This is a genomic window from Coprobacter fastidiosus (assembly GCF_030296935.1).
In the GTDB taxonomy this organism is placed as follows: Bacteria; Bacteroidota; Bacteroidia; order Bacteroidales; family Coprobacteraceae; genus Coprobacter; species Coprobacter fastidiosus.
This window is the reverse complement of the sequence record NZ_AP028032.1, coordinates 3051279-3067629: the sequence shown is the minus strand read 5'-3', so window position 1 is coordinate 3067629 and position 16351 is coordinate 3051279. Positions and strand designations below refer to the sequence as shown.

The following is a 16351-nucleotide window of genomic DNA, read 5'->3' as shown; positions in this document are numbered from 1 at the left end:
CATGAAAATATTAGCCATACGAGGAAAAAACCTCGCCTCGTTAGCCGGGGAATTTACAATAGATTTTACAACCGAACCATTATGTTCAGCCGGAATATTCGCAATTACCGGAGCTACGGGCTCCGGCAAATCGACTTTACTCGATGCATTATGTCTGGCTCTATTCGATAAAACTCCCCGCACCGAAGGCAGTTCGGACAGTATATCGGTTTCTGATACCGAAGGACAAAGTATCGGACAAAAAGATCCTCGTAGTATTTTGCGCAGAGGTACGACACATGGATATGCAGAGGTAGATTTCAAGGCATTAAACGGTCTCTGTTACCGTAGTTCTTGGTCGGTGGCACGCGCTAGAGATAAAATAACCGGGAAATTAAAAAATGCCGAAATACGGGTATTCAGACTCGATAATCAAGAAGAAATACAAGGTACAAAAACCGAGATTCTGTCTCGTATTCAAGAACTGCTCGGCATGAATTTCGAACAATTTACTCGATCGGTACTATTAGCTCAAAATGATTTTTCTACCTTTTTAAAAGCTAAGCAAAACGAAAAAGCGGAATTGCTGGAAAAACTTACCGGAACTGATATCTATTCCCGTATATCGAAAACAATATACATGCGTGCAAAAGATGCTGAAGAAAAATGGCAATCTATGTACAACCGCACCAAAGATATCGAACTGCTGCCGGAAGAAACCGTAAAACAATATTTAACAGAGCAAAACTCGATCATCGAATCTCTTTCTCTTTTGCAAAAACAGCAAAAAAGTATCGAAGAGAAATTGAATTGGATTAAAAACCGAGAAACACTTTTCTTTGAAAAGGAAAAAGCACAAAACGATCTGACAAAAATACGACAAGAACTTCTTGAAGCTCAGCCCCGCTTCAACTATCTGCAACGTATCGACTGCATACAACCGATAAAAGAATACTATCTGAAACTAAAAACAGCAGAAGAACAACATATTAAAGCCAAAGTTCTCTATCAAACGCTACAAAAACAACGAAACGAAATTTCAGAAAAATATAAAACAGCAGAAGATGTTTATAGGCAAAACGAATCTCAACTGAAAAAGATAGAAGATACCTATATTCTTATAGAACCTCAATTAAGAAGGGCTCGTGAACTGGATATACGAATCGAGAACGGGAAAAAACAGACCGACACTCTAAAGTTTGATATAGACAAGATTACAAAAGAATTGGACGCAGAACAACAAATATATGAAACTCTGCACAAGGATATATCTACAACCGAGACTCAAATAAAAGAGATTAAGAAATGGTTTACCGAACACGAGCACTTTAAAGATATAATCCCTCACATAAGCTTGATTTTGAATTTAATCCACGAAACGGAGATCGCCCGCAACCAGAAATTATCAAATGAAAAGACACTTATATCATTAAATAAAACTCTCGAAGCGCAAGAGAAAAAATTAACGCAAGTAAGAACAGAACGCGAAAATCTGGAAAAACATCTTCCCAAAGAAATCATTTTATGGCGTTCCCAACTTACCGAAGGCACTCCGTGCCCGGTATGCGGGAGCATACACCATCCGATAAAACAAAATACCGACACTTCGGAAGAGTCTTTACAATCGGAAAAATTGGAAGAACTCAAAGAAAATGCCGATAAAATGATCTCTTCTCTTTCGGAAGAAATCGGACAAATCTCGATTTCTATCGAGCGATACCGCACTTTAATACAGAACTACGAAACATCGTATAAAAATGCGCATGAAAATATTGCCGGATATTTCGAGACTTTTCCTGATTGGGAAAAGTTATTACAAGAAGAAACACTGGGAAAACTATTAAAAGAAACTGCGTCTTTTTGGCAAATAAAACAAGAATCTCTTTCTCGTTTATCAGAAAAACAAAATACATCGAACGAAAAGCTCTCTGCAAAAACCGATCTTATCAAACGATTGGCAGAGACCCGAAAAGAGAGGGAGCAACAACAACTCTCAGAATCTTCCCGATTGTCTCAACTGCTCGAAGAAAGAAAAAGTTTATTCGAAGGACGGCTGGCAAACGATATACAAACAAATTATGAGAAACGAAAACAAGAAGTTTCAAAACAACTCGAAGATTCTCGAAAAACATTAAACGATATTGCCGGACAACAAGAGCATCTAAACGGTATATCCGCAGCAAACGAACTCGAACTTAACCGACTTTTACAAGAAATCGAAACGGAAAAGCAAAACATAAAGGTATGGATTTCCGATTTTAATCGTACCTCGGCCTTCCGTCTCTCGTCAGAAGATTTGCCGGAACTCTTATCCCGGTCTCCGGAATGGATTACCCGTGAACGAGAACAATTAGCAGACCTTTCTCGTCGGGAAAGCATCTGTAAAGCAACACTTATCGAAAGAGAAAACAAACTTAAAACTCACGAATCGAATAATCCGGGAGTTATAAGCACAAATCATGATGAATCTTTGATAAAACAAATTGAAGAGATTAATAACAATATAAAATCATATCAACAAAGAAATACCGAGATTTCCGTATTATTACAATCCCACCAACGAAATTCAGAAAAAGTAAAACAGTTTACAAATGAACTCGATCGGTTAAGTCTTATTTCGGAAAAGTGGAATAAACTAAATGAATTATTAGGTTCTCAAAGCGGTGATAAATTCAAAAAAATCGCACAGGGATATACCCTCGACATATTGTTATCTTATGCAAACAAACATCTGCAAGAGTTATCAAGACGGTATGTACTACAACGCATTCCGGACACACTCGGGCTTCAAATCTCCGACCTCGATATGGGAGGAGAAATAAGATCGGTACACTCTCTATCAGGAGGAGAATCTTTTCTCATATCTTTGGCCCTTGCCTTAGGCTTGTCTTCCGTATCCTCGAACCGCATGCAAGTCGAATCCTTGTTCATCGACGAAGGATTCGGTTCTCTCGACATAGATACCCTGCGTATTGCAATGGATGCTCTTGAACGGTTACAAACAGGAGGAAGAAAAATCGGCGTCATATCACATGTACAAGAAATGACCGAACGCATTGCTGTGCAAATACAAGTAGAAAAAATAAACAACGGAAAAAGCAAGATATCGATAACAGGATAAAAAAGAGATGACAAAACCAAACAGTCTGTAAAAATGTTTATACCATATAAATTCTAAAAACAGATTGTCATGAGTTTTTTATGGTACATATTGATCGGTATTCTCGCAGGATGGGTCGCTGGAAAAATTATGAGAGGCGGAGGTTTCGGATTGGTTGTTAATTTGGTAGTCGGCATTATCGGCGGTTTGCTCGGAGGCTGGTTGTTCGGGCTTTTCGGTCTTATTCCCGTCGGCTCGATCGGTAGTTTTATCACATCCGTAATCGGAGCTATTGTTCTGTTATGGCTGGTTTCATTCATGCAACCCAAACAGAAACAATAAAAATTTCCACTGAACTTTCTTTCATTTAGAGCCTGTTTAAAGAACCCCCAAACCTGATTCGGGTAAAATTCAGACGACAGGCTCTTAGCTTCGTTCTTAAAAAAACAACCGCATATATCGCCTGTCTAATTTTACATTTATTTCTTCTCTACGATTATTAATCCCCAATTAATTAAAATATAATTGATCTAATAATCGTCTCATCACATATTTGCAACAATGTTAACCGACAATTATTTCCGGACTATTATTTCTAATAAATATACTTATGAAAACATGTACATTCAAACAAACAGCTTCTTTACTTTTATGCTGCCTCATTACTACGGCTTCTGCCAAAGAAATCTATCTATCATCTAATGGAAAAGACAAAAATGACGGTACAACTCCTACTACGGCTGTAAAAACCCTCTCAAAAGCTTTATCACTTGCAGATAAAGGCGACGAAATCAAAGTATCGGGATTTATCGATATTTCTAAAGAACCGACTTCTGATCAATACGGAAATGGATGCTACAACCTGAAAGGTAATCAAGGAGTAAAGTTTCCCAACAAAACATTGACTATTACAGGAGATAATCGAGAAACTTGCGGATTCGACGGAAAATCAAATTCCGGAAACGGAACAGGCTGCCTTCGTTTAGATGGCATATACGACGGATTAACGGTCAAGAACCTTACTATAAAAAACGGTGATCCTTGCGGAGATAAAGGTGGAGGTGCTTATATTCGAGGAGGTAAAATCACATTCGACAACTGTGCTTTCATAGACAATCGCAACTATAAACAGAATAACGGGACTACTCGAGGAGGCGCTATCTATTACGAAGGAAATCATCCGGACTCCAAACTAACTCTTAACAAATGTATATTTAAAGGTAATCTGAACAAAGAAGGTAGTGATATCTTTTTCAGTAACGGAGCATTACTTGTCGACGGTTGTTCTTTTGAAGGAACTGATGCCAGCATATATACAGGATCGGAAGGCGGAGTACTAAAAACTACCACACAAGGAGACTTCAATGACATCGTATTTCGCAACTCGGTTATCAGAAACTATAAAGTAGATACGAATGGTGCGGCATTCAGTCTGAAACATCTCGTAAAAGATAAAAATTTAAATCTCCGGGTTGAGAACTGCCTCATTTACAATAATCAATGCCTGAAATATCAGGGTGGAGTATGCATTGTAGATAACAGCCAACCTTCGGGCACAGATAAAGTAACCTTTATCAATACGACCATGTATGGGAACAAAGCCATGTCTGGTGGAGCTATCATGCTCGACCAAGTTCCCGAGACGACAAGCACATTCGACCTTATCAACTGCACTATCGTAGGCAATGACTCCCAATCCGGCGGAGGGATACGCATCAACAATAGAGCTGTAAATATGACCAAACGCATCTATAACTGCATTCTGGAAGGCAATACCGAAAAAGGAGAACGCCCTTCTGACTTGTCCATACAATATAATGATGTCAATGAAAACGAACTGGTTATCAAAAATTCATTTATAGGAGCAGAATCCAGCAATAAATTAAGCGACGGCTTTGCCGCCGAAAGCCAAATGAATTATACCCCGAACGGCATATCATGCGGTCTTGTGGAAAATCCGATCGAGTGCATACAAAAACTAAAATGTATTCCTTTAAAAGACAATTCTCAAGCACTAAAAGCCGGAAATGCACAATATTTGAAAGAAGTAGGCATATATGTCGATCAACTACAAAAAACAAGATCTTATACCGATAACAAGTGTGCCGCCGGAGCAATAGAAAACCCGATCGGTAAAATCGGAAAGTAACTTTATAAATTAAGAGCCTGCTAAAATTTAGACTTAGTTACCATTCGGAAGAATCATTCGAACTCCGGATGGTAACTTTATTCTGCAAATTATTTTTTAGAGCCTGTTTAAATTTTACTCGGGTCAGGTTTTGAGAATTTCTTCCGAGTATGTTTTTCTGTTTTTAAGAGGATGATAGCGAGCTATCTGACGAGGGAAAACGAGGAAAAAGACCGGAAGAAAACGCAAAATGACCTGATAGCATTTTTTTATTGGAAAATTTAGACTGGCTCTTACTATTTCATCTTTCAGAACCTACGAAAAACTAAATGATTATAATACACCCAAAGAAAACAATCCATCAAATATTTTACAATCACTTCAGATTTTCTTTAAAAAATGTCTCTAATTTGTCAAAAGGAATCATATCGGCACGATCATAGAGGTCGATATGGCGCGCTCCCGGTACGATATAAAGCTCTTTCGGTTCAACTGCCCGCTCATAAGCATCTTCACTGAAATAACGCGAATGTGCATTCTCTCCTATAATAAAAAGTAAAGGACGAGGAGAGATAGTCTCGATATAGTTCATCAGAGGGAAATTAATAAACGATAAATGACTCGTTTCGGAAAAACCTCCCCGGGCACGAGGATGATGCCCTCGTTTAAGAGCATAGTATTCCCAAAACTCAGCGCCTATCGAATCGAGTCCTGCAGGTATCTCTGTTGCGACCTCGACCGGAAATGACGGATTATACTCAGGTTCTCCGGCCTCAAAATCTTTCCAACGCTGCTCACTGAGACGTTCGAGCATCTGATCATATTCAACCTTCGTCATAGAATCTTTCCATCCGTAATGATCTGCACGACTAATATCGTACATACTTGCCGTAGCAACGGCTTTAATACGTTTATCTACCTGGGCCGCCGTAACAGCAAAGCCTCCACCCCCGCAAAGCCCGATCGCGCCGATACGATTTCGGTCAACAAACGATCGTGTACCGATAAAATCGACCGCAGCACTAAAATCCTCGACAAAAATGTCCGGAGAAGAAATATGGCGAGGTTCACCGCTGCTTTCTCCATTATAAGACTCATCAAAAGCCAAAGTTATAAACCCTCGTTCGGCAAGTTCCATAGCATAAATACCTGCACCTTGTTCCTTCACCCCACCATAAGGCGTTCCTATGACAATTGCCGGATATTTTTCAGACTTGTCAAAGTCTTTCGGCACATACATATCTGCAGCAATCGTAATTCCGAAACGATTTTTATATCGGACATTCTCAACTTCTACCTTATCACTGACGATAAAAGTCTTATCATTTTTTTGAGCACCAAGCGTATTCATAATTAACGACATTAAAAATATCAAAAAACATAATTTTCTATTCATCCTATCCTATTTTTATAGAATCACACATTTTTACCCATTTCGTATGCCTCTTGCATAGCAGCATTACCCTTAATTTCGCCAATATTCCATACTCCCAAACCGAATACAGTTCCTTTTATCACCGGATTCTCTAAACAATCGAGAAAACCTTGAAAAGTATCGACCGTGCGTAACATTTTTTCTTTATCGTCTTCTGCCGCCGTTATAATAAAAAAGAAATCTTTATTTTTTATCTCTGTATAACGTGCACAGCAACGATCGATAAGGGTCTTCATTTGTGCCGACATTGTATAAAAATATACCGGAGTAGCCATAACAATCACATCCGCAGCAAGCATTTTCTCTATAATTTCAGACATATCATCTTTCTGAGGACAAGGCTTACCATACATACTGCACACGCTACATCCTGTACAGTAATTAATATTTTTATCCCGAAGAAAGATCTTTTCTGCCTCATTACCGGCTTCTGTAGCTCCTCGTAAAAATTCATCACACAAAGTGTCGGAGTTACCGCCACGACGCGGACTCGATGAAAGAATCAATATTTTTTTCATTTTCTTACTTAATGTTTTTATTCGGTACAAAAATAATAGCTCTTCTATTACAGACTTGTAGATAAATCTCCGATTCTATTAACCAAATTACGGATTTTTCTATCAGAATAATTTTTACATGAATATCTCATAACATAAAAAAGGCCATCAGACAATCTGCCCGATGACCTTTTAGGAAATAATATATAGTTTTAGAATGCCAAACCGAGACGGAATCCGAAGTTATTTAATCCGTCGAGCGAATAAGTAAGAACATTTCCTTTATTGGTAGCATAACTATAATATAACGCTACATGGAAACCGACTGACTTGTCCTGAGTAGGATACATTGTAATACCTACTTCAGGAGAAATATAAAATCCCCAATCATAATCATGCGATTTATACACATTATAATATGATGACATCTCACTATATTCAGGACCTAATTTCAATGACAAATAAGGAATGAACTGACTTTCGGGAACAAAACGATAACGGAAAGACGCTCCGAAAGGCAATTGGAACAACGAGTGTTGTTGATCTGTGGTCATTGCTGCTGTTTCGGAAATATTCAGTGTTTTCTGCCCAAAATATTCATTATTCGTACTGTAAGCCAAGAAAAGACCTACTCCAATATTATCGGTGATAAAATAACCACCTTCAAAGTTCATACCCCAACCACTGGCAGTGCTTGCGAATTTATTACTTAGCGGTACGTTGAATTGCCAGTCGACATTAGCATAACCTTTTTTCACCTGAGCTTGTCCTACCGCAGGAACAGCCATGAAAACCGCCATTATAACGGCGAGTTTCAATCCTATATTTTTTATTGTTTTCATCTTGTCTGTAATTTTATTTTTTCAAATAAGGAGATTGGACATAAGCTTGATTTACAGCCGTGATAGCAAGTTGTGTATTAAAGCGGTTAGAACCGGAAAGCAAACCGGTCATATACGCACTCCACAAAACAGGAAGTTTTTCTTTTTGTCCGGTCGGCGCACTCAAATTTACCAATTCTGCGAGCATAGAACCTACATTATAGCTATAAACTACGCTATAAGGATAGTACCAGCCGCCACCCCAGTAGCCGCCCCAATAACCGGGATACCAGTAACCGGGATAATCCCACCACCAATAGGGGTTGCTATAACCTGTAAAATAGTATGAATCTTCGACATAACTTACTTGAATACCCAAATCGGCATCCTCTTTCTCTTCGACCCTTGTGTAGCCTCTGTCATCCATGTTTTTCACATAAGTGTCGATAATATTCAACGCATTATCATCTTTCCAATATTTTGCCTCTTTACTGTCCGAGATAAGTAAAATACTGTCCGGAATATAATACGTTGAAAACTCGCTGAAATTTTCTTTTTTATCATAATCGGTATAGACCATGAAATTGTCATCCAATTTAGACATATCGGGGTCTTTCTGACACGATGTTGATAAAAATAATACGAATAGTACCGGTAGTACAGAAATCATTTTTTTCATATTACTTTCCATTTAAATTTATTATTAGAAACGATTATGATTCCATAACAATACTTATAAAAGAAAGTTTGAAAAACAGATGTTAATAAGCTATAACCGGATACAGTTTTAACATTTTATCCCCTAAAAGCCTATCTGAAAATCCCTATAAAAATTGTATTTTCTACAAAACGACTCACCACAACACGTTTTTCGTTATTTTTATGTAAGTTTGCCGGTAAATGCAAAAAACCGGAAAAATGCAAACCGATAATTGTCTTCAACTTCCTAAATACGCTATTATCGTGGCCGGAGGAAAAGGATTGAGAATGGGTGGAGAAATTCCCAAACAATTCCGCCCGATCTCAGGTCATCCGGTACTGATGCACACCCTCGAAGCTTTTTATAGATATGATCCCGAAATAAGAATCATTTTGGTATTACCCGAAGAACACCAAAATTATTGGAACGACTTATGTCTTCAATATCGATTTACCCTTAAACACAGAGTCGTTACAGGAGGGCCTACCCGTTTCCATTCAGTAAAAAACGGACTCGATACTTTGCCCGATAACGGGCTGGTAGCCGTGCACGACGGTGTACGCCCATTAGTTTCCGAAAAGGTAATCGACAATGCATTCGAAGAAGCAAAACGGTCAGGCGCGGTAATTCCGGTCATTGAAGTAACCGATTCTCTACGAGAGTTGACCTCGGACGGAAAAAGCAAATCTGTCCCGAGAAACTTATACCGAAGTGTACAAACTCCCCAAGTTTTCAAAACCGCACTTTTGAAAGAAGCATACAACCAACCGTTCTGCGATTGCTTCACCGACGACGCATCAGTCGTCGAGGCTACAGGCAAAGAGGTCAAGTTGATAAAAGGAAATGCGGAAAACATAAAAATTACAACCCCGAAAGATTTGTTATTGGCAGAAATGTTATTATCCCATGTCTGATTTATCGACCCGCGACATAAAATTTCTACCGGGAGTAGGTCCGAAAAAAGCGGAACTGTTCAATAAGGAACTGAAAATATTCAGCTTCGAAGATCTTTTATACTATTTCCCTTACAAATATATAGACCGCAGCCGTACCTATAAAATCAAGGAAATAGACGGAAATATGCCCTATATACAACTACGGGGAGAGATCTTGAATTTCGAAACACAAGGCGAAGGCAAAGGTCGTCGACTTATCGCCCGTTTTTCGGACGGAACAGGCATTATCGAACTCGTATGGTTTAAAGGAATAAAATTCATTATCGAAAAATACAAACCGGGGATAGAATACACTCTATTCGGGAAACCGACCCGGTTTGGCAGCAAATTCAATATCGCTCACCCCGAAATCGATCCGATCGACGATATTATCGATAAAGCTCCGGGATTACAAGCTTATTATAGCACGACAGAGAAGATGAAAAGTCATTTTCTCAATTCGAAGGCTATACAAAAAATCATGTATAATCTTTGGAAAAGTATTAATGGCCCTCTTCCCGAAACACTACCGGCACAGGTTATCGCCCGTTCCCAAGTCATTTATCTGACCGAAGCCATACAAAATATACATTTCCCGCAATCTCCCGACTTGCTTAGAAAAGCACAATTCAGACTCAAATTCGAAGAACTGTTCTACCTGCAACTGAATATACTCCGCTTTACCCGACAAAGACAAAAAAAACTGGGCGGTTTTCGGTTCGACCATATCGGAGACTATTTCAACAATTTTTATCACCAATGTTTACCTTTTGAGCTGACAAACGCTCAAAAAAGAGTATTACGGGAAATTCGTGCGGATGTCGGAAGCGGAAAACAGATGAACCGCTTGTTACAAGGGGACGTCGGAAGCGGAAAAACTTTGGTGGCCTTAATGAGTATGCTGATGGCTGTCGATAACGGATTTCAGGCATGCCTCATGGCTCCCACCGAAATACTGGCATCTCAGCATTACGAATCGATCAGCGAATTAGTAGCCCCAATCGGCATACATGTAGAATTGCTAACCGGATCGACACGAAAAAAAGAAAGAGAACGCATTCATGAAGGATTACTGACCGGAGATGTAAATCTGATTATCGGTACACATGCACTGATCGAAAATACCGTACTCTTTTCAAATCTGGGATTAGTAGTCATCGACGAGCAGCATCGCTTCGGAGTAGAACAACGTGCACGACTATGGAAAAAGAACAACCGGCCTCCCCACATACTGGTAATGACGGCAACACCCATTCCCCGAACATTGGCAATGACCGTTTACGGAGATCTGGACGTTTCGGTAATCGATGAACTTCCTCCGGGAAGGAAGCCGATACAGACCATACACCAATACGATAATAAACGAGGAGCTCTATATGCATCTATTCGCAAACAAATCGAAATGGGCAGACAAATTTATATCGTATATCCGCTTATACAAGAAAGTGAACGTTCGGATTTGAAAAATCTGGAAGACGGATTTAAACATATACAAGAGGTCTTTCCCGAGTTCAAAGTTTGTATGGTACATGGCAAAATGAAACCGGCTGAGAAAGATGCTGAAATGCAGAAATTTGTTTCAGGAGAAGCCCACATTATGGTGGCGACTACTGTAATCGAAGTAGGTGTAAATGTTCCGAATGCCTCGGTAATGATCATAGAAAATGCCGAACGTTTCGGATTATCGCAATTGCACCAATTACGAGGACGTGTAGGACGGGGAGCAGATCAATCATATTGTATCTTGATGACTTCGCACAAGCTCTCCCAAGAAACACGAAAACGACTCGAAATCATGGTACGCACAAACGACGGCTTCGAAATATCGGAAGCCGATCTGCAATTGCGAGGTCCGGGTGATATGGAAGGTACTCAACAAAGCGGCATCGCTTTCGACTTAAAAATCGCAAACATCGCTAAAGACGGACAAATATTGCAATTAGCCCGTGATATTGCGAATGAAATTTTAGATAAAGATCCTGAATTGTCTCTGACAGAAAACTATGTCCTGAACCGCCAATTACAAAAAATATTCAAAAAGAAAATCAATTGGAGTCTGATCAGTTAAAAGTCTGTCCAAATCTTCATTTCTTAAATTGTTCAAACATGTTGCAAAACATATTTTGATACAAACATCTAAAATACAAATAATTATCATCAAATAAAGCATTATTTTTCTTTCCGCTACCGTAAAAGATGTTAATCAGAAAATCCTTTTTCCGGACAAAATCATTACCTTTGAAAATGTGAGCCTAAATCTAGGCACATAGCGTATCGATTACGATATCCACATTTACATTATCCATGTTCCGGGAAATCCGGAAAAGTAAGACAAAAAATCATCGGAATGAAATTGATTGGATTAAAACAATTTATTATTACAGGCTTATTCACAGTGATCCCCTTTGGTTTAGTTTCAGCGCAAACCTCAAAGCCGGCCACTAAAAAACATACCTCCATTCAAGAAGACCTTATCGCCTACAATAAAGTAATTCCCCGCATTATGAATGTGGTGGATTCGGCCGCTCTAAAAAAAAGGCTGGAACAGGAATATAACGAATACCCCGCTCTTGATCTTTACGGAGATAATTGGAATACAGAATGGGTAAATCCTTATAAATCGACTGTGCAATTTCCCGACTCGTTTTCAATCGACGTCTCTAACTATTGCATGCCAGTTCCGGGATACAAAACCTCTGATTACGGTCCTCGCTGGCGCAGAATGCACAGAGGAGTAGATTTGAAACTTCAAGTAGGAGATACCGTAAGGGCCGCATTTTCCGGAAAAGTAAGAATTACGAAATATGAAGCCAGAGGATACGGCTATTATGTCTTATTAAGGCATCCAAACGGATTGGAAACAATTTACGGGCATCTTTCAAAAATATTGGTTCGCCCCAATCAAATTGTCAAAGTAGGTGATCCTATTGCATTAGGAGGCAACACCGGAAGATCAACAGGTCCTCACCTCCATTTTGAAACGCGTTTTTTAGGTTTGGATATAAATCCGAACGAAATTTTCGATTTTGTCAATCAAGTTCCCCATACCGATACTTATGTATTCAGAGCAAAAACATCCGTAAAGAATGTTTATTCGGCACGCACTGCAGCATCGAAAAGCGGAAATAACGGAAGCAAATATGTCACTTATAGAGTGAAAAAAGGAGATACGCTCTCTTCTATTGCCGTCAAATACCGTACAACAGTAAATACATTATGCCGATTGAACGGTATCAGTAAAAATAAGATATTGCGATTGGGACAACCTATTCGAGTAAAATAAAAGAAGTGAAAATTTGACATTCTGATTAAAAGCTGTTATCTTTACCGAGATTTTGAAAAACAGGAAAGATATGATAATTAATATTTATCTGAATAGTGGCATACCGCATTCAAGCATGTCGAATCCCGACAGCAATTTCCCGTTTTTCGTAGACAATGAACTTAAAATTTTTATTATATAATGCGTTGGCTTTATTGCTAACGCATTTTTTTTGATCGGACAACAAGAATTTAAATAATATCCATTTATGCAGAAATCTATTAAAAAAGTACTGGTATTAGGATCCGGCGCTTTAAAAATCGGACAAGCGGGAGAATTTGACTATTCCGGATCTCAAGCGTTAAAAGCATTAAAAGAAGAAGGAATCAAGACAGTCCTTATTAATCCTAACATCGCGACAATACAAACGTCGGAAGGGATTGCCGATCAAGTATATTTCTTACCTGTAACCCCTTATTTCGTAGAAGAAATTTTTAAAAAGGAACAACCCGACGGCATTCTTCTCGCATTTGGCGGTCAAACAGCACTGAATTGTGGTACAGAACTATATAACAAAGGGATTCTGGATAAATACAATGTAAAAGTATTGGGTACTTCGGTAGAAGCGATAATGAATACCGAAGACCGGGATTTATTTGTTAAAAAACTAAATGAAATCGGAGTAAAAACACCGAAAAGCATCGCTGTAGAATCTATGGAAGATGCTTTCAAAGCAGCCGAATCGATCGGATATCCTCTGATCATACGTTCGGCATACGCTTTAGGCGGTATGGGTAGCGGTTTTTGCTATAACGAAAAAGAATTAAAAGAACTTGCCGAAAACGCATTCTCCTACTCAAACCAAATTTTAGTAGAAGAATCCTTGAAAGGATGGAAAGAAATTGAATTCGAAGTTATCCGAGACAAAAACGATCACTGTTTTACCGTTGCGAGTATGGAAAACTTCGATCCGCTGGGTATACATACCGGTGAAAGTATCGTTGTAGCACCGACTTGTTCTCTTGACGAAAAAGAACTGGCTCTATTACAAGACCTTTCTAAAAAAACTATCCGCCATCTGGGTATCGTCGGAGAATGCAATATACAGTACGCCTTCAATTCCGAAACAGATGATTATCGGGTAATCGAAGTCAATGCCCGGTTGAGCCGTTCTTCAGCTTTAGCCTCAAAAGCGACCGGTTATCCTTTAGCATTCGTCGCTGCAAAACTCGCTCTGGGTTATTCCCTAGATCAAATCGGAGAAATGGGAACTCCCAATTCGGCATACGTAGCACCGAGTCTCGACTACTATATCTGCAAAATTCCCCGCTGGGATTTGAACAAATTCGCCGGAGTATCCCGACTGATCGGATCGAGCATGAAATCGGTAGGAGAAATCATGTCTATCGGTAAAAGTTTTGAAGAAATCATTCAAAAAGGTTTAAGAATGATCGGACAGGGAATGCACGGTTTTGTAGGAAACAGCGACCTGAAATTCGACAATCTGGCAGAAGAACTCTCCCACCCGACCGATATGCGTATCTTCGCCATTGCCGAAGCATTCGACAAAGGTTATACGATCGAGAAAATACATGATCTGACAAAAATAGACCCATGGTTTCTCGGTAAGCTGAAAAATATCCACGACTATAAATTAAAACTTCAGACATACGATCATATAGAAGATATTCCTGCAGACGTAATGCTCGAAGCAAAACGTCTCGGATTCTCCGATTTCCAGATTGCCCGTTTTGTAGAAAACCCACAAGGGAATATGGAAGCTGAAAATATCCGTACCCGTAACTATCGGAAGAAATTAGGAATACTTCCTTCGGTAAAACGGATTAACACGGTTGCGTCAGAACATCCCGAATTGACCAACTACTTGTATTTGACGTATGACGGAAGCGATCATGACATTCCCTACTACAAAAACGACAAATCGGTTGTCGTGCTCGGATCAGGAGCATATCGCATAGGTAGTTCGGTAGAATTCGACTGGTGTTCGGTAAATGCCGTGCAAACAGCTCGTAAATTAGGATATAAATCGATAATGATCAACTACAATCCTGAAACCGTATCGACAGACTACGACATGTGCGACCGGCTTTATTTCGATGAGCTGACCTATGAACGGGTACTCGATGTGATCGACTTGGAATCTCCTAAAGGGGTCATCGTATCGGTAGGCGGACAAATTCCGAATAACCTGGCAATGAAATTACATCGTCAGCAAGTACCTATTCTCGGAACATCTCCAGTCTCCATCGACCGTGCAGAAAACCGTCACAAATTTTCCAGCATGCTCGATCAATTGGGTATAGACCAACCGGCATGGAAAGAGCTCACCAGTATGGACGAAATCGATGCTTTTATCGAAAAAGTAGGATTCCCGGTATTGGTACGTCCGTCATATGTACTTTCCGGAGCTGCCATGAATGTTTGCTACGATAAAGAAGGATTGAGAAACTTCCTCGATCTCGCTGCTCACGTATCAAAAGAATATCCCGTTGTAGTTTCTCAATTTTTGCAGAACGCCAAAGAGATAGAATTCGATGCCGTAGCCAAAAACGGAGAAGTTGTGGAGTATGCCATCTCCGAACATGTCGAGTTTGCAGGAGTACATTCAGGAGATGCGACTCTGGTTTTCCCGGCTCAGAAAATCTATTTTGAGACTGCCCGCCGTATAAAGAAAATCAGCCGGCAGATCGCAAAAGAATTGAATATCAGCGGACCTTTCAACATTCAGTATCTTGCCAAGAATAATGAAGTGAAAGTTATCGAATGTAACTTGCGGGCATCTCGAAGTTTTCCGTTCGTTTCTAAAGTATTGAAGCGCAACTTTATCGAAACGGCAACCCGCATTATGCTCGACGCCCCATACTCACAGCCCGATAAATCGGCTTTCGATGTTGATTGCATCGGCGTCAAAGCCTCACAATTCTCTTTCGCCCGGTTACAGAATGCCGATCCTGTATTAGGTGTGGATATGGCATCTACCGGAGAAGTCGGATGTATCGGAGAAGATTTCAATGAAGCTCTTTTGACTTCTATGATTGCAGTAGGGTATAACATTCCCCAAAAGAGCGTAATGGTCTCTTCAGGATCGGCAAAATCTAAAGTCGATTTATTGGAAGCTTGCCGACTACTCGATCAAAAAGGGTATGATTTATATGCCACAGCCGGAACACAAAAATTTCTAAAAGACAATGGCGTAAAGAATGTGCAAGTTGTCTCATGGCCGGATGAAAATAAAGAAAACAACGTCATGGACATGATCTCGGAACATAAATTCGAATTGGTCATCAATATCCCTAAAAATCATACTAAACGGGAACTGACCAACGGTTACAAGATACGCCGTGCTTCGATAGATCACAATATTCCGTTACTGACAAATGCCCGTCTGGCAAGTGCATTTATAGAAGCATTTTGTAACATAGGAATGGAAGACATAGAAATCAAAAGTTGGAAAGAATACAGATAAAAGATTA

The 16351-nt window shown here is 39.6% G+C and carries 11 protein-coding genes; 7 read left to right on the top strand and 4 right to left on the bottom strand.

The genetic code is table 11. The annotated features are described in order from the left end of the window. The first annotated feature begins 1 nt into the window (after nt 1). From QUE35_RS12085 to QUE35_RS12075, 3 genes are all read left to right on the top strand, one after another. On the top strand, nt 2-3100 hold the full coding sequence (locus tag QUE35_RS12085; protein WP_022600315.1) for an AAA family ATPase: 3099 nt from the start codon (nt 2-4) through the stop codon (nt 3098-3100). A gap of 69 nt (nt 3101-3169) precedes the next feature. Next, nucleotides 3170-3421: a GlsB/YeaQ/YmgE family stress response membrane protein gene (locus tag QUE35_RS12080; RefSeq protein ID WP_009317809.1), complete on the top strand. Its 252-nt coding sequence runs from the start codon at nt 3170-3172 to the stop codon at nt 3419-3421. A 268-nt stretch (nt 3422-3689) separates the two neighbouring features. Next, nucleotides 3690-5228 (top strand): hypothetical protein, encoded by a 1539-nt coding sequence (locus QUE35_RS12075; RefSeq protein ID WP_022600313.1) that lies wholly within the window; start codon nt 3690-3692, stop codon nt 5226-5228. A gap of 355 nt (nt 5229-5583) precedes the next feature. Here QUE35_RS12075 and QUE35_RS12070 read toward each other — a convergent pair whose 3' ends face one another. From QUE35_RS12070 to QUE35_RS12055, 4 genes are all read right to left on the bottom strand, one after another. Then, nucleotides 5584-6558, bottom strand: a complete 975-nt coding sequence (locus QUE35_RS12070) for an alpha/beta hydrolase (protein WP_022600309.1) — start codon at nt 6556-6558, stop codon at nt 5584-5586. A 65-nt stretch (nt 6559-6623) separates the two neighbouring features. Then, nucleotides 6624-7160 carry a flavodoxin family protein gene (locus tag QUE35_RS12065; protein WP_022600308.1) on the bottom strand — a complete coding sequence of 179 codons (537 nt, stop codon included), beginning with the start codon at nt 7158-7160 and terminating at the stop codon, nt 6624-6626. Between the two features lie 191 nt (nt 7161-7351). Then, on the bottom strand, nt 7352-7981 hold the full coding sequence (locus QUE35_RS12060) for an outer membrane beta-barrel protein (RefSeq protein ID WP_022391282.1): 630 nt from the start codon (nt 7979-7981) through the stop codon (nt 7352-7354). A gap of 13 nt (nt 7982-7994) precedes the next feature. Beyond that, nucleotides 7995-8639, bottom strand: a complete 645-nt coding sequence (locus QUE35_RS12055; protein WP_031258237.1) for a DUF4136 domain-containing protein — start codon at nt 8637-8639, stop codon at nt 7995-7997. A 239-nt stretch (nt 8640-8878) separates the two neighbouring features. Here QUE35_RS12055 and QUE35_RS12050 point away from each other — a divergent pair, with 239 nt between their 5' ends. The 4 genes from QUE35_RS12050 (at nt 8879) to carB (ending at nt 16344) form a co-directional block, all read left to right on the top strand. Beyond that, nucleotides 8879-9574, top strand: coding sequence for a 2-C-methyl-D-erythritol 4-phosphate cytidylyltransferase (locus QUE35_RS12050; RefSeq protein WP_031258235.1), 696 nt, complete (start codon nt 8879-8881; stop codon nt 9572-9574). After that, entirely contained in the window at nt 9567-11663 is a 2097-nt protein-coding gene (recG, locus tag QUE35_RS12045) for an ATP-dependent DNA helicase RecG (RefSeq protein ID WP_009317816.1), read from the top strand. The genes QUE35_RS12050 and recG overlap by 8 nt, the downstream gene beginning before the upstream one ends. A gap of 279 nt (nt 11664-11942) precedes the next feature. After that, complete coding sequence (locus QUE35_RS12040) at nt 11943-12878, top strand: M23 family metallopeptidase (protein WP_031258232.1); 936 nt, start codon at nt 11943-11945, stop codon at nt 12876-12878. 247 nt (nt 12879-13125) lie between these two features. Further along, a complete protein-coding gene (gene carB / locus QUE35_RS12035; protein WP_022600298.1) occupies nt 13126-16344 on the top strand; it encodes a carbamoyl-phosphate synthase (glutamine-hydrolyzing) large subunit in 3219 nt (1072 codons plus the stop codon). Nucleotides 16345-16351: the final 7 nt, after the last annotated feature.